The 26,360-nt window shown below is 65.1% G+C and carries 1 protein-coding gene (running past one end of the window); it reads right to left on the bottom strand.

From position 1 onward, the window contains the following. Nucleotides 1-26,360, bottom strand: the 5' portion of a protein-coding gene (locus ACZ6YI_RS08690) for an Ig-like domain-containing protein (protein ID WP_465778286.1). 10,174 nt of this gene lie to the left of the window's left edge; 26,360 of the gene's 36,534 nt are visible here — the first part of the coding sequence; the start codon lies at nucleotides 26,358-26,360; its stop codon lies off the left edge, out of view.

Genomic DNA, 26,360 nt, shown 5'->3' with positions numbered 1-26,360 from the left:
CTCACCGTGAGCGTATCGGTGTAAGGATTCGAGGTGGTGTCGTAACCGTACGGCGTACCCGGATCGATGCCGTCCAGCCAGCGCGCAAGAATCAGACGCCCGGCGCTATCGTAGCGATAGGCGATGGAGCGCAACGCGCCGTCGATGCCAGGTCCGGTTACCCGGGTGAGTCGCCCGGCGGTATCGCGCTCGAAGGTGACACGCTGGAGAGCGTTCCCGCCCTGAAGCGCGATGCCCGCGTCGTTAATAAGCCAGGTGGTGCCATCTTCGAAGCGCATCTGGCTAACCTTGCCGTCGGCGGCCAACGTGTATGCGGTGCCGTCCGGCGCCGTGAGGACATAGCCACCCGGGACGTACGGCAAGCCAGTAACGCTGTCATAGAGGTGACCGCCCATGCGTTGCAGGGTGGTGCTTCCCGGCGCGGTGAGCGTCCACCCGTTGTCGCTGGAGAACGCGGGGCGATAGACGACCGGTGCGCCAGCATCGCCTGGGAGACGTGTGGCCGTCGTGGAAAGGTCAAAGCGAAGATTGGCGCCACCCACACTAAGCCAAACGCGCGCACCTTCGTTCCACCCGGCAATCGCGCCAGTCGAGGTGGTTGCGATCTGGTCGGTGGTCAGGCGCGTGTCGAAGCCATCAAGCGACCAGTTGCCAAGGCTCGCGCCGCCGCCGTCGGTAACGCTGCGGCTCAATCCGAGCGGGTGACCGCCGAGAGAGAACGCGCCGTCGGTGGCTGCGGCCACGGGCGGCAGCTTCACAGTGCTGTCGATGACGATACGCGCCTCGATCTGCGAGGTCCGCGAAAGCAAGTCCCATGCCGTAAGGCGCAGCCGGTACACACCATTAGCGAAGTTGGTCGGATCAAGGCTGCTGAAGCCCAGGATCTGATCGATGCGGGCGTCGTCCCACGACTGCGCGCTAAGGACGCGCCAGTCCTGGCTACCTTCGCTTGCAATCTCGAGACGATAACCCATTGCCTGCGCTTCACGGACGGCCGCGGCGAGTGCTGTGATTCCGGCGACGTCGACCGGCTTTCCCGTCGCGGTCGCGCCAGTCAACGCACCCGCCCACGAAAGCACGGGAGCTTCCGTATCCGCAGGGTCGCGAACACCGATCTGACGTGTGACCTGGGTCTGGAATCCGTCCGCGTCCGTTGCGGTCACGCGGATGTCCACGAGACCTGGCTGGGAGCCCTGCAAGCGGAAGCGACCACTGCTGTCCATGGTCACCGTCCGCCATACGTCGCTGCCGATACCCTGACCGCGAACTTCCACCACGACCGACGTGACCGGCGAGAAGGCGCTGGTGCGGACCGTGACGAGCACACTCTGACCGGGAAGGGCAGGCGTGGATGGCACCGCGTCAATCAGCACGTCCGGCGCGTTCGCCGCGGCGTCGGCAACGACGCGTAGGGTGAAGGTCCTCTGCGTCTGACGGAAGCCGTCACTGACCGTCGCGGTCACGACGAAATCGCCGGTCTGGCCAGGGCCAGGCGTCCAGTCCAGACGTCCCTTCGCTGCGTCGTATACCGCACCTTCCGGAAGTCCGCTGAAGGCGACCGTCAGCGCGCTCGTCTGCACCCCGCCATCCGGATCATCGGCATGGACGCCCGTGTGATCATCGCTGCCGCCGAGGGTGACGGGCAGGCTGATGCTCTGTCCCACCACCACGGCATGGCTTCCAACGGAAAGTACCGGCGTGCGGTCTACGTCGAACACGCGAACGTGCACGGTCTGCGTCGAAGTCAGCAAACCGTCGGTCACGCGGAAAGTGAAGGTGAAATCGCGGCTACCTTCGACGGCGTTATCGACGATGCCGTAACCGGGCGTCCATTCGAAATGGCCGGTCTGGGTATCGAAGTTGACACCCGCTGGCGTGTTCTCGTCATACACGAGGCTCGCCTGCACGACGTTGCCGTCGGCGTCCGCGGTGCGCAGATCAAAGCCGAGCGTGCTGCCTTCGTCTACGAGCTGCAGCGGCATTGGAAGGATCACCGGTGCCTGGTTAACGTCCTTCACGCTCAGCACGAAGCTTCGGGTAAAGGTCGCGGCCCCATCGCTGGCGGTCACGCTGAACCGGTAGATGCCCCTGTCGCCGCCCTGGGCCGAGAAGTAACTCGGGGTCCAGCGCAGGCTTGCTACACCGTCGGTAATCGAGAGAACCATCCCTGTGGGAAGGCCATGAGTCGTCCAGGTAAGGACATCGGCATCCGCGTCCCGGGCGAACAGGTCGAGCGCCAACGGCACGCTTTCGTTCGCCGTGAGGGCGATCGGCGTGGCCGCATCGCCAGTCGAGACGGCATTTCCGTTGACCTGAAGACCCAGCAGCTCGGGTGCTGTATTCGCTGCACGCACCACGATGCGAATGGTCCGGGTGACGACGTTCGGGACCGGATGTTCCGGATCGGCATAGCCTTGGTCGCGTGGCGGCAAGCCACTGTCGGTGACGGTGAGCACGATATCGTGCGCGCCGATATCGTCTGCACCCGGGGTCCAATGGAGGATAGCCTGGCCATACTGAGCGAGAAGCTCCAGCGTCGCACCTGCGGGGAGCCCGCTCGCCACGATGGAGAGCGAATCCTGGTCGGCATCGCTGATGCTGATCGGCAGGCTGATCGCACTACCTGCCACCGCAACGACCTGCGAAGGCACCTGGATCGCAGGCGGTGCGGTCAGCGAGCGCGCCGTGAGTACGAAGCCGATGGTCTGGCTGAGCACGCGGCTTGCTTCGCCATCGCCGTTGTCGGTCGCGGTGATCGTCACCGCGTAGTCGCCGCGGTCACTGGCACCGGGGACGAAACGGATTTTACCCGTCACGTGGCCCGGGGCGCTGCTCGCGTCCTGGATCCAGGTGGCGAACACCGGCAAACCGGCAAATGTCAGTGTCACCGGATTGCCGTCGATATCGGCCACGTCTACCGGTATTTCTAGCACTGCGCCCGCATCAACCGTCGCATTCGCAATGGGCGCGATGACCGGCGCACGGTTGCTATTCGCGACAACGATCGGGATCGTCACCGAGCTGCTTGCGGGCTTACCCGTGCCGTCGCCGTCATCGGTGGCGATGACGGTCACGTAATAGGTGCCTGCCTGGTCGTAGCCTGGCGTCCAACGGATCCGCAGCGTCTCGCTGTCGAATGTCGCACCTGCTGGCAGACCGAGCACCTGATAGGTGACGGTCGAAACCGAACTGCTTCCGTCGGGCGATATGGCGGCGCTGTCGGGCGTCGGGCGCACTTTCGGCACAAAGCCAGGGTTGTCGGCATCGAACGCATACACGCTGATATCAAGCGCCTGGCCTTCGAGCAGGTTCCAGCTGTCGCCTAAGTTGGCGTCGAAGGCTGGGGCACCATTGGCGTTGAGCACACTGAACGCAATGGTCGTCTGGGTGCGCGTCGTGACAACCTTGCCCTGCGGCGACGTCGTCGTGGCCATGAGCACGACCGTGACCTGGAACGTTCCGTGCTGATTGAATCCAGGCGTCCAGGCGAGCCAGCCGGTATCTGCATTCAGCGTCATGCCTGACGGCAGCGAAGTCGAACTGTAGGCCAGCGAGACAGTGCTGCCATCCGCCGGGTTCAATCCGCCAGGCACGCTGCCGGCCAGTTGCAGACCGTAGGTGTCGCCTTCGCGCAACACCTGTTCCGGAACGTTTGCGAGTACCGGTGCGGCGTAGCCTTGGTTCACCGTGATGTCGAAGCTGCGGGTGGTCGTGGTCTTTCCGTCCGTGACCGACACAGTCACGTTCCGGTAAATACCAGCCTGATCGTATGTGGGCGTCCAGTTCAGGCGTCCGGTGCGCGCGTCGAATGTCGCGCCGGGTGGCAGGTTTGCGACGGTGACAGTGAGCATGTCGCCGTCCGCATCGGCCGCATGCAACGACAGCGACAGGGACTGGCCTTCGGTCAGGGTGACCTGACCGATAGCGTCGATGACGGGGGGGCGGTTGCCCTTGTCCACGTTCACGTGGAAAGTCTGCAGCCAGCTGCCGCCGCGGGCATCGGTCAGTCGAATCACGACCACGGTATCGGCCATTGCGTCGGCACCCGGCGTCCAGGCCAGGGTGGCGGCGGAATGATAGGCGCCGTCCGGGGACGTTGTGTAGCCGTCCGGCGGCGTCAGCGTCATGCCGGCGGGACCATCGATCAGCTGCCAATAGAGCACGGTGCCGTCGCGGTCGCGACCGTCGATGGTCGCCGTCCACTGGCTGCCCTTTGTTGCGACGTTGTCAAAGGTAAACGGAGTTGACGGTACTTCGCTCACAGGTCGGATGAGCGGCGGCTCGTTGACCGTGGGCACTGCATAAATACCATGCCCCAGGTTGAGCTTGACGATATCCGCCAAGGTGCCTTCCGCGTGGGCGCCTGACGCGGGGATGATCGTCACCGTCTGGTCGACGATCGAAGCGCCCGGAGCGAGCTTGCCGCCAAGCGCTTCAAGCGCCTGGGTCAGGTCGATCACCCACATGTCGCCCGCGATACCGGATGGGTGGGCCGCTCCTGCGACGACACCGGGGAACCACTGACCCGGATCGATCAGCAGGGTAAGCGGACCGTGGATATCCTGATCGCCGACATTGGTGAGGGTCACGTCGTAGCTGATCGCACCGGTGGCGCGATCGGATCGCGTGTTGCTGAATACGATCTGGATGCTCGAACTCATCTCGAGCAGGGCGACGAAATGCGTGGCCGCCTCCTGGCCCATGACCAAGCCCGTGGCGGAGCGCACGCCAGCGTCGACGGTAAGGGTGTAACTGCCGGCACCGAGGCCAGCCACGCCGAGATACGCAGTGTGGGTCAAGGCGTCCCAGCGAACCGTCGAGGGATACAGTTGGTTGCCGCCGTTCTCCGGTGCAACGAAGGCGTAGCGGCTGACGTCCAGCACGCTTCCCTCGCCGCTGCCCGTATACATATCCTGATCAAACACCACCGCAATCTCACCCAACGGCAACGGCACCAACGCGCCGTCCGGAACGCTCGTCGCCACCACCTTCGGCGCATGCGCCGGCGCGATCTCGTCAATATGGTTCGTCTGCGCGACAAGGATCCGCCCGTCACTGGTAGCGACAATCGCCTCCGCCTGCGTACCGCCGCCCGCCAGCTGCAACACGCGGCGGGATTCAAGCTCGATCATCCAGGTCGTCGAGCCATGCGTGGTGTCGGTGACTCCGTCGACTGTGATGTGCTGCGCGAGCGCGCCTGAGGCGAACAACAGCCCAGCCAGCGGCGTGTCCGCCGCGCCGAACGCGATGGACGTCACCACACCCGTCAGGTGGTACTCGAGTTCCGCGCGGCCGACGGTCTTGCCCGACATGGGGAAGCTCACGATCTCCGTGCTGCCGTTCGGATCGGCGGCGGTGATCTGGCTACCGGTCCAACGGACCGCCCACAAGCGCCCGTCCGGACCGAACGCCAGGTCGCCGACGCGGGTGTTGCTGAAGTGCTGCCACGCCTTGGCGGCGTTGGCTTCGTTCGGGTGCAATACCTCGATGCCGCCACCGGACGACACATAGATGTCGCCGTTGGAAGCGATTGCCAGCGCATGGGTGAGCGGCTGGCCGCTCGGCCCCTGCAGGCGGCGAAGGATCGCGCCGCTGCCCGTATCTACCTGGACCAGTTCGTTACCGGTCATGACCCACAGCTGCCCAAAGGCGTCGACGGCCATGTCGAGCACGGGGCTGTCGAGGACGAACAGCGGCGTCACCGAATGGCCGCCAGTCTTGCCAACCTTGAACACTTCGTTACGCTGGGCACCGGCGCTGAACAGCACGCTGTGATCGGCGAGTTCGACCATGGCCATCGCACCGATGTCGGCATCGCCGACCGCGAACCCATCCGCGAAGCCACGCGCCGTGAACGGCGAAAGTACGTTCGAGTAATCGCCCGGCTGGGTGCTTGCGACCACACCCGGCAGCAGTTGAGAGGCTTGCTGGAAGAGGGTGCTTTCAGGGTAGTCGCGATCGGGGGCCGCCGCCGGGGTACTGGGTGTCTGCTCCAGTCCGGGTGTGACACCCAGGCCGTCCAGCACATCCTGTCGGCCACCGTCGTCCGGCAGCACGGCATTGGTGACGCTGGCTGCTTCGCGGTTGCCGGCCAGATCGGTTGCCACCGCGAGGAACTCGTAGGTATGCCCGGCTTCGCCGGTGTACACGGCCTCGGTCACGTCCGGACCGACCTGGCGCTGCCAGATGCGGAAGTCGCCGCCATCGATGGCGACATACACGGTGACGTAACGGATGCCGCTGGCATCGTCCTGGGCGTTCCACTTCACGCTGTAGGAAGGAGCGCCCGCCGCGTCGTTGCCGAGGCCGGTGACCGTGACCGTGGTCTTCGGCACACCCGCATCGAGGGTGACGTTGAGCGTGCCGCTGTCGATCGGCGGCGTATCGTCGAAGAAGATCCGTGCCGTCGCCCCGATGGTGGTGCCGGTGACCGCAGTGGGCGCGGCCGACACCGTATAGGTCACGAAGCCCCCGGTCTGGGCACCGTTGGTCGGGACGAGCAGGGCGCGCGTGAGGTCCTTCATCACTTCGCCGGTGGCCGGATCGATCGCCTGGATCAGCCAGGTGGCGATGCGCGACTCGATGTCGATGCCCGCGCTGACACGCAGCACGTAGCCCTTCGTCGCGGTGAAGTCGAAGTCGGCCTGAAAGTTGGCGCGATCCGCCGGCACGTGGATGTTGATGTCCCCGAGCTTCAGGTCCCCAAGGCGCAGCGATCGCGTATCGAGGTTCGGATCGAGCTGGGTGACGATGCGGATCTGGCCGACGCCCTGCGTGGTCGGGTTGGAGAAGGCGAACGAATAGGGCAGCGGTGTGGCCGACGGCACGTAGACGCTGCCGTCGGTCGCCGTGGCTTGCCCCTGCGGGCCTTGCACGGCAATGGCGGTATCGTCAACGCCGCTACGCTGGGCCATCAGCTGCAGGTACTGGGCGAGGTTGAGTGACTTGCCTGGCAGCGGATTGAACGTCGCGTCGAGCAGGCCCTGCGCACGCAGGTATTCCAGCTCGGCCGTGCCGCCGACGAAAATCTGGAAGTTCTCGAACTGCAGGGTACGACCGGCGTGCTGGTCGTAGTCAGCGGGGTTCGCGAGCGACGGCACCGGCACGATGACCTCTTCGCCGCTCTCTGTGTGACGCGTTTCGAAGTGATCGATCGGTCCCTGGGTGGCATCCGGGTCGCCGCTGTACTTCGCGGTATCGCCGTACCACTGCTGCACCTTCGCGAAGAAGGCGAGCAGGTCGGCCTGGGTGCGATAGCTGTCGCCGGCGCGCGATAGAAGGATGCCGGCAGCGAGCGTGGCATTGAGGCTGACCACCTGCGGGTTCGTGGTGATGGGAGCGGCCTGGTCGTCCGGGCGCAGCATGCCGCCGGCTTCCAGTGCCGCCAGCCAGCCATTGACCCAGGTCGACGGATCGGCGGCGAGCACGGCAAGGTTCGCCGGTGCCTTCGGGTCGGCGAGGATCGCCGTGCGCAGGCGCAGCGCGTATGCCGTCTGTTCCGCCACGAACTCGGCCCGGGTCAGGGCCGTCGCCGCGGCGACGAGGTTCATTTCGAACGATTCGGAAAGGATCTCGATCTTGTTGAGGATGTCATCCGGTTCGGTCGAGCGGAAGCGCGCCGCCAGCCCCTGCGAGATCGTATCCAGTCCGTCGATACCGCCGTCGAGGATGCCGTCCGCCTTCCAGTCCGGGTGCACCGCATACAGCGCATCGCGGAGGCCCGCGAAATCGCGGTTCACCCACGCCGTCAGGCCCGGGTAGGTCTGCAGGCGGAAGGTCATGCCTACAAAACCCTCGGCACCGACGTCGAAGGCATAGCCCGGCGCGAGGTTGTAGCCGGCGGTGTTCAACGTGCCGTCCAGCGACGCCCACGGAATGTCCGTGCGCTGCTGGCTCGACGGTGTCTGGCCGTACCCCTGGGTATTAGCCGCCGCGTTGGCGGAGCTGCCGTACGGCGAGCCGCCCACGTTGGAACCGAACAGCGCGTAGGGCAGGTTGAGGCCGTCGACGAGGTACTGGTTGTAGCCCATCTCCACCGCGCCGATGTCGAAGCGCACGTACGGCGTGTCGACATTGGTCAGGCTCTGCAGCGACACCGTATAGGTGCCGCTATCGCCCGGCTCGAGATTGCGCGGGCCACCGACGCCGATGGTGACATCGTCTTCGATGCCGCGTTCCACAAGATAGCGGTTCGCTTCGGTGACGCGTTGGCCGTTGGGATTGATCACGGTCACGTCGTACAGGCCGAGCGGGAAGGCACGGGTGTCGAAGATCGCACGGATGTGCGTGGCATCGAGCACCTGCCAGCGGTCCGGCTCCGCTTCGTACACACCCGGACGGCTCAGCTTGATGATGGCGCCCGGCTGGAAGTTTGAGCCGTAGATGTCCAGCGTGACCCAGCGGTGTTCGTCGTCGCTCACGCCGCCATGGTCCGGCGTCACCTGGGTGATCGACAGCGGCAACAGGTCGGCGCGCAGGGTCGCTGCAACGCCGTGGCCGCCGCGACTGCGCACGAGGATGTAGTAATCGCCTGCCTGTGTGCTGGCGATGATCGCCTGCTGGTCCGCCGACGATGCGTTCGAGTAGGAGGCGTCGTAGGCGTAGGTGGTCGGGATATCGCCGTAGCGGATGTACAGCTCGTTGTCGCCCGAGACGGCCATCGCATCAAGCAGCACGCGCAGGGTCTGGCCCGCGGCGACGCTCACCTTGTAAAGCTGGGTCACGCCGTCGTCGAGCACGATGGCTGTCGGGCTGGCCACCTGGATGGCCGGTACGGTGGTCTTGATGGTCGCGGCGGACGCGGTGAGGTTGTTCGCCTCGCCCGGCGCCATCACCAGGCCCGTGGCACCGTAGCTGATCGCGCCTTCATAGACCTCGTTGTAGAGGTCCGGACGGACGATGATCCGCCAGCTGCCGTCCTTGAGCGGCGGCAGGTTCGCCGTAAGGGTGCCGCTGTAGCTCGTATGTCCGGCCACGTCACCGTTGTGCACGACCTTGCCAAGCAGGATATCGGTCAGGCCCCAGGTATTGTCGATCGAAAGATAGATCGCGTCGGTCCACGTGCCGTGCGCGGTGTTGTCCGAATCGTTGGTGACCGTGTAGTCCACGGTCACCGGCTGGCCAACCTGGGCCTGCGGCGGCACCGTAACCGTATCGACCTTGAGGTCGGCCGGTGGCGGGATTTCCACGAGGATCGGCTGGTCGGCCGCTGTGGCGTTGTTCTGGTCCTTGCCAAACTCGAGCACGGCGCCATTCGCGCCGGCACCGAAGGCCCGCGCGGGATCGGTAACGACGAACACGTACCACGGGCCGTCGAGGTCGCCCGGTGCCGTGACGGTGAAGCTCCCGTCGTACGTGCCGCCGGCGGCAAGGCCGCCGCTATGCGACAGGTAACCGAGGTAACGGTCCTGGTTCACGTCGAGGAAGCGGTCGCGCGACAGGTAGATCAGGTCGTTCCAGTTGCCCTGGTCGGACGGCGTGTTACCACCGGCGTTGAGGACGGAGTAGTCCACGGTGAACGACTGCCCGGCAACAACATGGGTCGGCGCGTCCACATGCGAAACGGTCAGGTCCGGCGGCGTGGCCAGCGTGATGGGCAACGCCAGCGAGGCCACGTTGTTGCCTTCGTCACGGAATTCGAGAACGGCGCCCGGGCCGCTGCCGCGAATGACATCGAGGCCGTCGCGGATCGAGCTTGGCGTGCCACCGTCAAAATCCTTAGTGGTCGAGGTATCCGCCTTGACGATGACATGGAAGTTGCCGCTGATCGATTGCGGCAGGTGGAAGGTGAGGGTGGCGGTATACGACTCGCCCGGCTGGAGGTAACGCGGCTTGCCGTTCGCGTCGAGGATGGTGATGCCCTTGACGCGACCGGGGTTGCTGTAGCGGTCACCTTCGGCCAGCGGCGTATCGCTGGCATCCAGCGTGTCGTCGACGGACAGGTACACGCCGTCCGACCACGACGTGGCGCGCGTGGCGCGGTCGCCGCGGTTGGTCACGGTCCAGGTCACCGTCACCAGGTCGCCCGATTGCGGCGTCGGGTTGGAGATCGACACCGTGTCGATCTGCAGGTCGGCCTCGCGGTACGTGATGTCGATACCGCCGCCGCCGACGTTATTCGCGCCATTGAGGCCTTCGAACACCGACAGGCCGTAATAGCCGACGGCACAGTCGTTACGGTTGCCGGCGTTGAGTTCGTCCTGCGGCTTTGTCTTCGGCTGCGGCGAGGCCAGGGTATCCTGGGTCGCCCCGGTGTCGCTGATCACGTAGATGTAATAGCGACCGTCGGTACCCGGCGGCAGCGTCACATTGGCCGTGACCGTGTAGCTACCACCGGCGGCCAGACCCCCGGTGTTGTAGTGAGTAAAGGCACCGAGCGCCGTCGCGCGCGACGGGATGAAGGTCGGATCGGTGCTGATGTAGACCGAATCGACCCAGGCACGGGTCGAGGCCCATACCGCCTCGCCGAGGTTGGTGACGGTCCAGGTGATCGGCGTGGGCTCACCCGAATAGTTCTGTGCCGGGATAACCACCGAGGTGACCTGGAGGTCGGCCGGATGGGTGACGACGTTCGATGCCGTCGCCGCGGCGTTGTTGGTCTCACTGGTCTCGCGCACCTGGCTGAGTGCATCTGATACCACGATGACGTAGCGTCCCGTCACAGACGGGGCGATCTGCACAGTCTGGGCGACCGTGTACTTCTCGCCATTGTTCAGCGTGCGGCTCTGCGTGTAGTTGCCGATCAGCCAGATCTTCGTAGCCTTGGACAGGTCCGGGTTGTCTGCGACGTACACGGTATCCGTCCAGCTGCCGGTGAACAGGTCGCCCTGGTTCTGTACGGAATAGCTGAAGCTTAGGTTCCCGCCGGCATCGACGGTCTGCGGCACGGTCACCTGGGTGACGGTGAGGTCCGGCGGAGTGATGCCCAGCACGGAGATCGCGCGCGCCTTGTAGTTGTTGTTGTCCAGCTGGGTCGGGTCGTCCGGATTGACGTTCGTCGCCAGCGTGTCCTCGAGAATGCTGTCGTACGCATCGCTCCAGACGGTGATGTAGTACTGGCCGCTGAGGGTGTCGTTCGGAATGGCGACGCGCAGGCTGCCGAGGTAATCCTCGCCGACCGCGAGATTGCCGGAATGGGTGACGCTGCCCAGGAGTACGTCGCCACGGTTAGCGCCGGGGCGGCGAGGGTCCTTCGCCAGCCAGACGGTATCCGTCCAGCTGTTGGTCGCCGCGTCGACACCCCGCGTCGCGGCGCTACCCTTGTTGGTCACGCGGTAGTCGACCTGGATGGTCGCCCCGTGCACGGCCTGGTCCGGCGCGACTACGTTGTCAGTCACGAGGTCGGCGAACGGCACCGGGTCGACGTGGAAGCGAACCGCCTTCTGGTTATCGGCGTCGTTCGGGTATTCGTCGATGGTGTTGTCGCCGTCGGCTACCACGATCAGGTAGACGTCGCCGCGGTAGGTGATCGGGATGTCGATCGAACCGCTGGCATTCGTATAGCGTTCGGTCGGAGACAGGGCACTGCCGTTATCGAAGATGCCCACGAGCACGTCGTCGCCCGTGAGGGTGCCGTCGAGCGAGAGGTAGACCTTGTCGCGCCAATGTCCGCTGGCCGGCACCGAGCCCTGGTTGACGATGGTGTACTGGATGCCGACGCGTGTGCCGGCGGTGACGCTCCCCGGTACCGTGACCGTATCCACCAGCAGGTTGGGGCGCGCCTGCAGGACGATCTGCGACGCGGAAGAAGCGATCGTCAGGTTATTGTCACGCGCCGTGCCGTACTCATAGACCTGCGCACCGTCCTTGCCGAGGTTGCTGTTGGTGATGACCTCGAGGCGATAAAGGCCCTCGATCTTCGCCGGCAGGCGGATCTGCTCCGTCCGGGTATAGGTCTTGCCGGCTTCCAGCGGCCGATCGTACGTGTAGGTACCCAGCACGATGTCCGGGCCGCCCTGGGTGGATACCAGCTTGACGGTATCGACCCACGGGCCATTGGCGATGGCCTCGCCCTGGTTCACCACCGTCCAGGCGATATCCACCACCGCCCCTTCCACGGAGCTGGCCGGCATGCTCACGGATTGCACGAGCAGGTCGGGCGACGGTGCCAGCTGTACCGGCACGGCGGCGCTGTGGCCGACGTCGTTATCGCCGTAGACGAACTCGAACGGACCGCCGGTGCGCACGTTAACGTACCAGGTGCCGGACAGGCCGTTGGGGACCGTCACGACCACGCTGCGCACGTAATGGTCGTCCACCTCAAGCTGGCCGATATGGTTCGCGCTGGCCAGCTGGATAAGCGTACCGGTGCCATCGGGTGAGCTGCTGAGCCAGACGTTGTCGGACCATTCCGCGGAATCGGTGATGCCGATGCCCTGGTTGCGAACCGTCCAGCTCACCGTCAGCGGCTGGCCGCTGGTCGCATTGCCCTGGGTCTTTACGGCGTCAACGACGAGATCCGCGTACGGCTTGGGCATCACATCAACGGTGTGATCCGCCGCGGCGATATCGTTCGCTGTCGCGCCATCCTGGAAGACTTGCTTCGTGGCGTCGGTCACCACGAACAGCTTGTAGCGGCCGGTCAGTCCGGGCGGGAGCAAGGTGGTGAAGTCGCCCTGGTAGCTGCCGCCCACCGCGAGCGCGCCTTCGTGGCGAACTTCGCCCACGACGCGGTCGTCGCCGTTGCCGATGATGTCATCGGTCGACAGGATGATGCGATCGACCCAGCCGGAGGTGTCACCGGCACCGGTACCACTGTTGGTCACCGTCCAGCTCACCGCGAGGGTGGCTGGGTCGGCGATCAGCGTGGCCGGCGCCTGCACGGCGCTCACGACAAGATCGGCGTGGGGCGCCAACTGAACAGTGAAGCCCGCGCTGCGGGTGTTGTCGGCACGCGCGCGGTCGTCGACCACGTTGCGCGCATCGGTCACCACCACGATCTCGTAATCGCCACGCGCATCGAGCGGAATGGCAATGTCGGCAGAGGCAGTGTACGAGCCGCCGTTCGCAAGGTCGGTACCGTGCGCGATCTCGGCGACCTGGGTGAGCTGGCCATTGCGCGACAGATAGACGCGATCCACCCAGCCGCCCGTGGCGACGCCACCGCCATTGGCGACGGTCCATGACACATGCAGGCTCGTGCCGGACTGGACCAGCGACGGACCGGTCACGGACGTGACCGAGAGGTCCGGCCGGCTGATCGTGACGCTTGCCGCCGCCACGGCCGTGTTGTCGCCTTCGTTGTCGCGTTCGTACACGACGTTGTCGCTATCGGTGACGACGACCCAGTTGTAGTTACCTTCGCTGAACCACGACGGCACTGACACGTCGATGCTGCGCGGCACCGTGGCGCCGGCCGCGAGCCCGTCAGTGTAGAAGCGGCTGCCGACTTCGGTCAGCGTGCCATCGGCGGCGCGCAGGTACACCGTGTCTCGCCACGCGCCCGTGACGGCCGCATTGCCGCTGTTGGCTACCGTGTAACCCACGCTGGCCATGTCGCCGGGGCGGACGGAGGCCGGACCGGTCACCGCGGAAGCCACGATGTTGGCAATGGGTGCCAACGTGATCGACACCGGCTGGGACGCCGCGAGGTTGTTCCCCGTGCGCCCGAGTTCGGTGACGGCATTGTTGAGGTTGGTCAGTACCAGGATGTAGAAGGTGCCGACGAGATCGCGCGGCAGCACGACAGTGGCGGTGCCGGTATAGCTTCCGTTGATGCCAAGCACGCCCGCATGGACCACGGAACCAGCGAGCACGATATCGCCGGCCGACGGCGTCGGCGAGCGCGCAAGCACTACGCGATCGTTCCAGAGCGCCAGGTCGGTCGGCGAATTGCCGGTATTGGTGACGGTCCAGGTCACGCGGACGCTCTCGCCGCTGAGTGCGTCGGACGGAGCCGTGACGGCGGACACGCCGAGGTCGGCATAGGCGGCGCTGATGCTGATGCCGCGGGGCGCGGATACGGTATCGGCACGGGTATCGGGCAGCAACACTTCGCCATGCGAATCGGAGTGCACGCTCAGGGTGTAGTAGCCATCGGCGACGACGGGCAGCGTGACACTGAGGCTCTGCGCGTAGCTCTGGCCGTTGGCGAGGGCACCTGCATGCCTGACGCTGCCGATGACGATGTCGGGCATGCCGGCCCGGCTGAGAACGATGTCGTCGGTCCACGCATCGGAAGTGGTCACTGGGCCACTGTTCGACACGGTCCAGCCGATGGTGACGGTCTGGCCCGTGGTCGCCTGCGAGGGCGAGGTAACGCCGGAAACCTGCAGGTGGGCGTACTGGGTCGTGGCCGACACCAGCGACGAGGACGCCGTGTTGTTGTCTTCGGCATTGCCGGCGAGGTTTGCCTCGAAGAGCACGCCATTGCCGGCCGTATTCTGGTCCGACGCCACCGTGATCGAGAGATTGCCCGCGCCCTTGAGGCCGTCAGGCAGGCGGAAGGTGAAGCTGCGCAGGCGATGCTCGCCCGCACCGATCGGTCCATTCGCGTGGCCGTCGACGATGCCGGCGGGATCGTAGGCGAGAGCGGTATCGACCAGCACCAGGCCGTTATCCGCACGGGCGACGGTGATGCGGTCGAGGAAGGCGGCGGCGGTGGGGCTCGCGCCGTCGTTCCAGTCTTCCCAGGTGATGGTGACGGTACCGCCGGCCTGGATCTCCGTGCTGACGATGGTCAGGTTGCGCACGGTGAGGTCGGGGCCGGCGACCACGGACGCCGTGGCCGTGTTGTTGGTCTCGCCCGTGCCCGCGCTATTGGCTTCGTCAATTTCGCCGAGTACGTCGGCGATCACGCGTATCGAGAACGTACCCGCGGCATCGACGCCCGAGGGCCAGGTGAAGGTCGCGTGGCGATTGCGGGTGCCGCCCGCGGCGAGCGCTCCCTGGTCGAGCAGATCACGCAGGGTCACCGTGGCGACCACATGCCCGGTCGCGGTGTTACGGATTTCGACCGTTTCGCTGAACGGCTCGGTCACATCGCGGTCGCCCGCGTTCACCAGGGTCCAGTCGACGGCTACCTGCTGTCCGGCCACGAAGCCGGTGGCGGGCGAGAGCGTCAGGCCCTGTACGGTGAGATCCGCGTGCGCCGCCAGCGCCACGTCGATCGTGAGCGTGGCGCTGTTGTTGGTTTCATTGCTTTCATTCACCAGGTTGTCGACGTCGGCGATGACCGTAATCGACAACTCACCCGCCGCGGCCGCGCCGCCGGGCAGCTGGAGGGTCAGGAGACGGGTGATGGCCTCGCCACGGGGGATACCCGCGGTGCCCTCGTAGGGCACGGTGACATCGAGAACGATCTGCCCGGTGGCGATGTTGCGGACGACGACTCGGTCGTTCCAGCCACCCTGGGTATCGAGCGTGCCGCGGTTCTCCTCGACCCAGGACAGCTGCACGGTCTGCCCCGTCTCGAAGCCGCTCGCCGGCGTCAGCTCGACGTGGTTGATCGCGAGGTCGGGCGTCGGGTCCGTGCTCAGGGTGCCCAGATCGACCGTGGGCGGCTGCGGTACGTGGATCATGCGGAAGGTGGCGTCGGCAACGACGCGCGTGTCGGCGCCGGTCCGCTCGATCAGCAGGGTGTAATGGCCGCCCAACGTGAGCTTGCCCAGGTCGATGCCGCTACCGTCGAAGCGATAGTGGGGTTTGCCGTCGGCGTCGAGGAAGCTGTTCGTGGAGCCAATCACGGACATATAGTTGATCGGATGCCCGGTCGGGTCGATCAGCTGCCAGGTCATCGAGCTGGCAAATGCTTCGAGCTGTTCGCCGGGCAACGCGTCGAGGAAATACGTCTCGCCGGCAACGAGGTCGAAACCGTACATCGCCATGCCACGGGGCTGATCGATATGCGCCACGGCAGTCGTATCGACTGCCAGCGGAATGGCCGCGGCGGTATCCAGCAGGCGGAAGCTGTAATTCCCGGCTGTGCCGTTCGTGCTCCACAGCACGAGCATATAGTCGCCGGCCGGTACGCTGACCGCGAAATCCGTGGCGTTGTCGTTATTGTGGATGTAGCCGTAGTTGATCGCCCCGTTGGGCCCGACCAGCGTCCAGCGGACGGAACTGTCGCCGGCCAGGCCGTCGATGACGATGGTCGTGTCGTGGTCGGTATGCACGTCGTAGCGAACGGCACCGCCACCTGCAGGCAACTGCCCCTGGGTGATCGTGTTCGCCGCAAGCGGGTGCGATGTGCTGCCGACGGAGAAGGCGTAACCCGCCGAGTAGTCCGAGCTGAGGTCGAACACGAGGTAATACTGACCGGGTGCCAGTCCGAAGAAGCCGCGCGACGTGGTGCCGTCGCCACTGGCGACCACATCGCCCGCCATCGATACCAAGCTGAAACGCAGCGGCCAGTCGCTGTCTACGACGTTCAGCCAGAACGAACCGGACGCGTCCACATCGACCTTCCAGGCCTGCGCACCTGTCGATGACGACACCACGCCGGATACCAGTTCGCCACTGGCGAGCGCCGGCGCCGCGGTGATGTCATCCAAACGGAAGCCGACAGTGTGCGCATAGCCGCCGAGTGCCGTCAGGCGGAGGGTGTAATGCCCATCCGCGGGCAGCGTGATCGCCTGCACCGGCATGTACTGCGACGAACGCGAATACACCAGCACGCCATGTTCGTCGACGATTTCGATGGACGCGGCGAAGGACGTCGTCGAGGAAAGCCATAGGACCTGGCCGGCACTACCGTCGAAGTCGTATAGGGCAGATCCCGTGGCGGGCAACGATGCGACAACCTGGATGCCGAGCGTGAGCGGACGGGTGGCTGCCGCCAGGCTGAAGCTGTTCGAGAACGTGGCCCAGCCGCCATAGCCGCCATCGCGGACGAGGTAGTAGTGGCCGCTGGAGGGCAGGGCTCCGGAAACACCGCCGCTGCCCAGATCGGCGACCAGCACGCCGTATGCATCGTAAATCCGCCACGACGAACCGTCGCCGCGATCAGAGATCGATACGACCTGCCCAGCCTCGGCGTCGAAGCCGTAGGACGACGACTGGCCGGAGTAAACCTCCTCGCTGAGCGTCGTACCGCTCAGGGTCATCGTGTTGTGCGCGAGATCGCGCACGGTCGCGCTCAACGAACCGTAATCGTCGATCCGAAGGTGGTAAACGCCTGCGGTGACGCCGAGAACAACGCCATGGACAAGGCTTGCCTGGTCGAATACCCCGCTGGCGACGACCTGGCCATCGCGAAGAAGCGTCCACGATCGGCTATTACTGACAGCCGTGACATCGAGCAGGATCTGCGTCGGAGCAGCGATGGTGAACGCAAGGTCGCTCGGCGAGTAGTCGCCCACCGTGACATCCGGTGCGCGCGGGCGATGCTGGAGGGTGATCTCCACGTCGGAAGCCGTCGTGTCGAACCTGGTGACCACGAGACGGTAGACGCCAGAAAGATTGAGCGTGGCGTCTTCGCCCAGGGCGCCAGAGGCGGCGATGCCTCCGTTGCTGTCGTAAACCGTCCAGTTGCCCGCGCCCGCCTTCGAGAAATGAAGGTTGAACGGCCCGTAGATGGGCGCCGGAAGATTAACGACCTGCGGCATGCTCGTGCCGCCGGCAAGTCGCAACGGCATGTCGGGCGTCAGCGCCAGGGTCGATGTGCCGTCGTACAGCTGCAGGCCGGCGTCCCCGCCCTCATTGGTAAACGCGAGCGTGTAGTGCCCGGCGCGCAGGTCAAGGGGCTGGAACGAACCGTCCTGGCTCCACTCGCCCGAGGTGACCGAACCATCGTCGCCCGTCAGGGTCCAGCGACCGTAGCCCGAACCCGCCGCGGACGTCCCGAGGAGGAGCCATGAGGGCGCGGACAGGTCGAATTGATAGATGGCGCCGAAGGCATCGTTGCCGGTGGCTGGAACGAGCATGATGTCGCCCGGTGCGACCGCCGGCAGCGTCGGCGCAAGCGAGCCGCTGATCTCCACGGTGAAGTCGCTCGGCTCGTTGCTGTCATACGTGTTGATCAACCGCAGCACGTACATGCCGTCCGCGGGAAGCGGCGGCAACAGATTGCCCACATGGCCATCGGACGATGCGTATTCCTCGCCATCGGGCCCCAGAAGGATCCAGTCCAGCCCCGACGACGGCATGGTCAACGAACGCAGTTCACCCGCGCGCCCCTCAAACGTGACGAACGCATCCAGACCAGGCGAGACCGTCACCGTCGCAGGTTGACCGGCAGTCAGTGGGGCGGCGGCGCTCAGATCGGCGAAGGACAGGTCAAACGCGCTTCCCCAGCCATACCCGCCGTAAGCCGATATGAAATCGACGCGATAGTCGCCCACGGGAAGCGTGAGCAGCACGCCGCTGGCGTCTCCGTTGGCGAGGAAGAAGTCACGCTCGATTCCCTGGCCGGACACATGTACGCGCAGGTCTGCGGGTACATAGTTCAGGCTGATGTACCACGCGCCTTCCGTTCCGACGTGGAGCGAGCGTGAGTAGAGATCGCCGAAGCCGCGATAGTCGATCGTCTCCGGCGCGGTAAGCTGCGCCGGCGGCGCGTCCGCGAAGAAAAGACCGGCACCGATGTATCCGGCGCTGTCGACCATGAAGTACCACGTCTCATCGGACGAGGCGGTAACCAGGAGCGGATCGGACGCATTTTCGCCGTCGCCGTTGAAGTAGACGGGATCGTGGCCCGGACGATACAGCGTGACGAAGGCGCTGTAGGTCGGCTTCATCAACCACGACTGACCCGCGGACACATGCAGCGCGAACAGGCCAGTGCCGTTGATGTCGTGAGCGTCGGCGGCGAGAACGGGGGCCGAAGCGGACGTCAGCAGATCAAGGGATAGCGTCCGCGCACTGCCACCATTGACGAAGACAAGGCGGTAGTCGCCGGCAGCCAGCGCGACGACGTGCGTCCCGCGAGAAGGTAACCATGTGTCGCTGGCGACCACGGCGCCGCTAGCGTCCACGATCTGCCAGTTCAGGCTGTATTGGTCGACGTCAGATGCGAGCCAGACGAAATCGTCCTTGGCCAGGTGGAAGGTGAAACCGGCGGCGCTTCCGGCCGGGATGGTAACCGTTGCGGAATGGTCGAGCACCAGGGCGATATCGGCGGGCGGCGTCGGGGCGGCAGCCGTGGTTATCGACTTGAAGGTGATAGCTTCGCCGTCGGTACCGTAGCTCCCGATCCGCAGGTAATAGGTGCCCGGTTGAATGAGCGTGAAGTCTGCCGCGTAGGTTCCATATCCGCCGTAAACGTAATCGCCGTTGGGACCGATGATTCCCCAATTGAGATTCTGGAAATGGCTCGTCTGCTGAAGCGTCAGTTCCGTACCCGTCACGACATCGAGGCGGACATACCGCGTATCGCCGTCCCCTGAAGGGACGACGGTGACACTGCCGTCCGCACTGAGCGACGGTGCCGCTTCGAGGCTGTCAAAGCGGAAGGTCACGCCTTCGCCGGTCTCGCGCGATTCGCGAGACTCGCCACCACCGGAGCGGAGCCGTTCGTGGAAGCGGATGATGTAGCTGCCCGCGGTGAGGCGAGTCAGTACGTCATTGCCGATGTACTCGTCGTCCACGAAAACAGTGGCACCGGTCGCATCGGTGATGTCATACGTGCCGTTGGTCGATCCGTCGGGAAAGGCCAGATAGACCGTGCGCGGGGAATCAAGCGTGAACCCATACGCCTGCTCGTAGCCGTTATCGTCGTTGAGGTCCAGCGAGCCGGTCGAACCCGGGACTATAGGCTGGACTGGCGTGACATACGGTGCGATGGCGAGATGGCCGGTCAGGCTGCCGCCAACGGCCAGGCGAACCACGATCAGTTGGAAGTCGCCACCATCCGTACGCTGCTTGCTGTCGAATGGTCCGTAGCCATCGTTGACGATGTCGCCGTCGCGGAGCACGACCCAATAGATGTCGTCCGCGTTGTCGCCCTCGATGTTCAACGAGAGGGAGGCAATCGAGGTGGTGCTGGGCAGGGCATACACCGCCGCCGACACCGTATCGTCCAGGGTGATCGTGGTGTCCTGGTTGATCGTCGCCGGCTCCACCGACACGAGCACGATGGCGTACGCCGTCATTGGCTCCGACGTGCTGACGCGTAGCACATAGTCACCGGCGTCCAGCCACTTGGGCGACGCGCCCAGGTAGATCGCGTCTCCGCGCTCATCGACCAGCTCGATATCGGGATTGCCCAGTATGGAGAAGGCGGCGTAAGGGCTCTGTCCATCCACATGGAACAGGTATTCGGCCGTATTCGAATCGCCGGTGGTGCCTGCGAGAGTGCCTCCCGCGACGGCGGTAGGCAGGGCGGCATGCGTGACGCCCAGCGCGACCGTGGTCCCTGCCTCGCCTTGCACCAACAGGGCGTACGTGCCCGGCGTCAGGGCGCCAAGATCGACGTCGCCGTCGCCATAGCCCTGGGCCACGATGTTCGCGCCGTTGAGCAATGCCCAGCGAGTGCCTTCGCTGGCTGCGCCGACGTGTATCGTGGTGCCTTCCACGGCCGTTACCGGGAGGGTGAGGGCCAGGAATCCGCTGGCCGGAAGAGTAACGTCGTTGTCGCTTCCGACAGGCGCGGTGGCATCCAGATCGACGATATCGACCGCGTAGTCGACATCATCCGCCGTAGCGCGGAACTGCAGCTCGTACGTGCCGGCGTCGAAGTAGTCGGCAACACCGCTCAGGGCATCGAGCGACATCCAGTCGCCCGCGTTGCCGTCCACCACGAGCCGCACCTCCAGGCCGGACGAGCCTCCCAGGTGCAGGTAGGTGCCCGCTGCCAGCGTCACGCTGGTGACCAGCAGATCGCCTGCATTGTCCAAATGTCCTGCCAGGGGCATTCCCGGCACGAGGACTAACGGCGTGACAGGATCGATCCGGACCGCAACGTCGAGATCGGAGTCGCCGGCGGCGGCACGCTCGAGCACCAGGGTGTACAGGTCACCGTCGAGCGTTTCGGTGTGCATCGAACCGGCACCGCTACCGGAGGCAACCTCGCGGCCCTGGCTGTCGAACAGCTTCCAACTGGAAAGACCGTCGGCGGCAAAAGCCAGGTCCAGTGCACGAGCGACGGGCAGGTCGAAGCGGACGACGGTCGCCGTGGCCTGTGCGGGAATCGTGACGTCACTGCCGCCCAGTACCAGCAGGGGAGCGTGGCTGGTGTCGCGGGTGGCGATAGCGTAATGGGCGTTATCGATCAGGGCGGCGATCGTGAGCTGGTACTCGCCTGCCGGAAGGATGACGGACGACGTATCCGGCGATACATCGTTCCAGTCGGCCACCACCGTGCCGTCGAGAGCGGTCAACCGCCAATGGATGCCGCTCGATCCCGCGTCGCGGAACAGTTCGGCCAGCGGAAGGGTTTGCCGATAGCCGACGGAAAGCCGGAAGGTCGCACTGTCGTTCGCGTGCGCCAGCACGCCATCAAGCGTGCCGCCAAGCGGCAACGCGGTCGGCACGACCTGGACATCGCCCGCGCGCTCCACGCTTGTCAGCGTGTAATGCGCACCCGCCGCGCCACGAAGCACGATCGTCCGGTCGGTGCCGGCCAACACACCGCGTGCGATGGCTGCCGCCGCCAGTGGCCCCTGGCCCTGGAACACGATGTGACCCGCCCCGTCATACACGGAGACCATGACCTGGGCATCGATGGAAAGGTCGAGGTCCGACATGGCTTCGGTGGCAATGACACGCAGGATCGCCAGACCATCGGCAGCGAGGTCGCCGCTCTGGCTTCCGCTGCCCGGCAACGCCGGGATCGCGACAAGCTCGGTTACATCCAGCGAGAACGCACCGGGCGTCGACGTCGTGATGTCGAGCAGGTAGTGGCCGCTGCCAAGGGAAACGGGAATCGCGTCAGCGCCCGTGCCGTTCGCGACCACGGTGCCATCGCCAAGACGGATCGTCCACTGCGTGCCGGCGTCGGCACCGCGAACGACAAGCCGGGTGGCTGTGGCGAGGTCCAGCGTGTACTCGGCGGGGAAGTCCGTCGTCGTGGTGCTGCCCGAGACAACCTGGCCCACGGTGGCGTGGCCGCGCAGGCGGTGATCGAAGTAGATGCTGCCGGCATCGCCGTCGACGACGGTATCGTCACCGTCGCCGCTCAATATCACGTACCAGATGCCTTTGCCCGGCAGGAGGAAGGAAGCGCTTTCGCCGGCATTGATGCTGCCGTTGATGTTGGCGTAGTAGCCCCTCGCATCGTATACGCTCATCGTGAGCCCGAACGCGTCGCCCGCGCGCAAGCGGAACGCGTCGAGATCGCCCGCATCGACACGGAATACCTGCGAGCCTTCGCCAGAAGAAAGGGTCAGCGGCTGCTCGGCCTCGAAACCGACGGAGGGCAGGGCACTCAACAGCCGGAAATCGAAGGCAAAGGGGCTGATGGCGCCGAAAGGTGAGCGCAACATGAGCTGGTAGGTACCCGCCGCAAGCAACTGCAGCACGTCGCGCTGCGAACCGTGGTCCAGCGCATCGTCGTTACGAATGACGCCGGTAGGTCCGGTCAGCGTCCAACGCACGCCGGGAGCGATCTGTAGCGCGTCCATCAAGGCGACATCCGGCGCGTCGATCGAGAACTGGTACACGATCGACTGGCCCGGGACATCCAGGATGCCCTGAACCGGCGTACCGGGAACGAGATCGCGATTGACCGTCGTCAGCGGCATGACGTTGAGCGTCATGTCCGGCTGATCCGCCGAACCCTCGAAACTCACCACGAGCGAATAGTTGCCCCCCGCCAGGGAAAGCGTGTTGGGTACGTAGCCGCCGTAGGCACTGGCTACCTGATTGCCCTTGCGGTCATACAGCCACCAGGACCCGCCCCCGTTACCGGTGAGTGCGACGGCATACTGGCCATCGGCAACGTCGAGGGAATAGACGCGCGTCGACGGTTCGACGTGGGTTTCCTGCACGCTCGTACCGGCACCCAGTGCGGTCCGGCCGCTTGCGGTGACGATGCGGAAGGTGAAATCGTCCGTATCAAGGTCCGCGCGCTGCACGGTCAGCGTGTAGTTTCCGGCTGCCAGAAGCTGGGTCGCCTGGTCGCCGAGATCGCGGGACGAGAACACCGCGCCACCGGGACCAGTGAGCGTCCATCGCGTACCGTAGTTGCCCGCGGTGCTCAGGAACGACACGACTTGTTGGGCCTCGAGCGTGAATCCATAGCTCACGGCGCTGCCCATCGACGGCAGCGCGCCGGCGATGTCGGTGTTGAGCGCGGCGGTCGCGGTCGATTGCGTACGCAACCCAAGCGTGAAGGCCATGGCGACCGGCGCGACAGTTCCGGAGAACGGCGCGAGGACGAGCGTGTACTCGCCGGTCTTCGTCAATGCAATGTCGGCGACGGTATTGAAGCCGTTATACGAGTTGACGACGACGGTGCCGTTCGGTCCGTAAAGCGCCCAGCTGCCGACGCTGGCATTGGCGGCGGGGTTGAAATAGAGGTGCTGGCCGGCCACGCCCTGGACGCGGAACAACCTCATCTGGTCTCCCGGCGCGGTCGACGTCACGGGGGTGCCCAGCTCCACCGGCGGTGCGACGGAACCGTCGAGCAGACGGAAGCGGTAATCCTGCGCCGTGGCACCGATGGTATGCAGGCTTAGCGTGTACTGGCCTGCCTCCAGCCAGATACCACTGGCGTCGTTAATGGCCTGCGCCTGGTTGCGGGCATTCTGGCCGTAACTGTCCGTGATTGACCAGCGCAGGTTGGCGTTCGTGCCGCCGGCCAGCGTGTCGAAATGCACGAAACGTGGCTGATCGATCGTGAAGGTGTAGCTGTCAACGTCCGCGCGGCTAACGAGCGTGCCGGCGACCACATCGTTCATGGGAAGGGCGGTGGTCGTGCTCGTGCGAAGTGCGACCGTCAGTTTGTCGGTGATGCTTCCGGACCCGCTGTTCTGGTTCTGGACGTAATAAGTCGCACCCGCGGCAAGATCATACGTCGCGCCGCCGAGGAAGTTGTCGCTCACCCCCGGGACGAGGCGACCGTAGGCATCGTAGAGCGCAAAATTCCCGCTATCGGCAAAGACGACGATCCCGCCCGCGGCAGGCACGTCGATGCGCAGCGGCGTCGATGCGTTGCCCGGGTGGGTGACCTGGGTGAGTTGGCCAAGCACGACCCGCTGGGACGCCGAGGCATCGACCACGCGGAACGCGTAAGCGCCATTGCGCGAGAAACTACCGCTGGACTGCGCACCCTGCACGGTGAGGGCGTAATCGCCAGCGCGAAGATAGACTTTCCGGTCACCGTAGGACGTGATGGGCAGGGTGGCCTGGGCGATACCACCCGGTCCGGTAAGCGTCCATGTGGCGCTGCTGGAATCGGCCTGGTTGTCCAGGATGTACAGACCATCGGACGGGACGGTGAAATGCAATGTCCGCGTTTCATTCCAGCTGCCGAACGTGCCGGAGACAACGGATCCGAATCCGATGGTATCGCCGGCTGGCGGCGCGACGGGGGGCGTGTTCGCGCCCTTCTGCAGCGTGAGGGTGAAATCGTTCACCGCTCCCGCATCGACGAGGAGGGTGTAATCGCCGCTCCCCGCCAGGTCGAAGGTATTGGTGCTGTAGCCAAGGTAACGCGTGTCGATCACGATGTTGCCGTAGGTATCGACGACACGCCACGACGCGTCGTAGCTATTGATGGACGAGGCCACGGTGAAGTGGTCGCCCGCAAGCGCGCTGAAGCGATACGCGCGGGATTGGTTAGGGCTGTCGTTGTGGATGCTGGTGGGCGCACCCACCGTGATCGGGGGCACGGCACCCAGGTCGACCAGCGCAAAACCAAAATCGCCGATGCTGTTGCTGCTGCCGGTGATCGTCAGCGTGTAATCGCCTGCGTCGAGGAAACGAACAAGGCTGTCGTTGCCATTGAGCAGTTGCGTTTGCCCGAACGTGACCGCACCGTTGCCGCTAAGCGCCCAGTACGCGTTTGCGCCAAGGCGACCGTCGAAAGCCAGCGTCGTGGCCTTGTCGAGATGGAAACGATACAGGGTGCGCTGGCCGGGCAGGGCGATCGTGCCGGCCACGGTGGCGGCGGCGCCGAACGAACCGGCATCGAGCGTCTTCACCACATCCGGGACGGCCTGGAAACGGAAGCCGAACGACGTGGGCGCCGATGGATCGGTAGATCCTCCGCTGAGGACCACGATGTAATCGCCACTGGCATTCGCAGTGAAACGGGTTCCTGCCGAGGGAATGCTCGTGGATCCCAGCACCGACTCGCCGCGCGTATCGAAAATACGGTATCGCGCCCCGGAGGTGCTGGCCGTCAATGCCGAGATATCGTAGCTCTGCCCCTGCTGTACCGACATCCGGAAAATTTGCGACAAGCCGGCGGGGTCAAGGGTTCCGGTGGTAGCCTGGCCATCGGTAGCGGACGGCAGGCTGCCGAGGTCATGCAGCGCGAACTGGATGGACGCGATGTCGCTGTATGCGCGCTCCAGCGTCAAGGTGTAGGCACCTGCACCCAGCGCGAAGCTGCCCGCATCGAAGCTGGCATAACCACCATAGCGGCTGGTGGAGAAACCGTTGGGACCAGTTAGTGTCCAGTAGTAGTCGGTATCACCGAGGTTCTCGAACATCACGCTGCGCGGCGTATCCACATCGAAGTGGTAGCGCAGGTACTGACTCGACACCGGCGCGGCGACGGAGGTCGTCTGGTCCAGCGTGAGCGCGGCATCGATGTCGTCGATGCGCTTGAGGTTGAAGCCGAAATCGACCGGCCCGGTGTTCGACTGGGGGCCGTCGACGAGCAACAGGTACTGACCACTGAGCCGGGTAGTGAATCCGGACGCGGTGGCATTCATGCTGCCGCCGTTGAGTTCGATCTGCCCGTTGGGATCGATCAGGCGCCAGCTGGCCTGGGCATTGGCCGCCAGCGCTGTCGTCGCGAAAGAGAACTTCTGGCCGGCCGATGCGTCGAAGCCGTACACCGCGCTGTCGTTGCCATGCTGAAGCGTGCCGGTCATGTCCTGGCCGTTCGCGATCGGCGCGGCCGATTTTGCGTCCACGATACGCAGTGCATACGCGCCGACGGCGTCCGCGTTGCCACTGACCGTCAGGGTGTAGTTGCCAGCGCCCAGGTCGTACACGCCACCGTTGCTCTCGGTGTACGCAAATGCCGAGCTCGCGATCGTGCCGTGCGCGTTGCTGAGGCTCCAGCTGATATCGGTGCGGTTCGTCAGGCTATCGAAGACGACCTTGCGATCGTCCTGCAGGTTGAACTGGAAGTGGTTCTCTTGTCCCGGCGTATTGAGCGTGCCGTCGATCGCGATCGCGGCCGGATTCACGTCACCGGAAAGGAGGACGCGTGGTTCAATCGCCTCGAATCGGATGGAGGCCGGCGCATGTTCCACTGCGGCGGCTTCGCTGCTGACTTCCTTGCTGGACGAACGGTTCGACGTTTCCAT

It is taken from the genome of Luteibacter sp. NPDC104163 (assembly GCF_055584245.1).
This window is presented reverse-complemented; position numbering and strand designations above follow the sequence as displayed.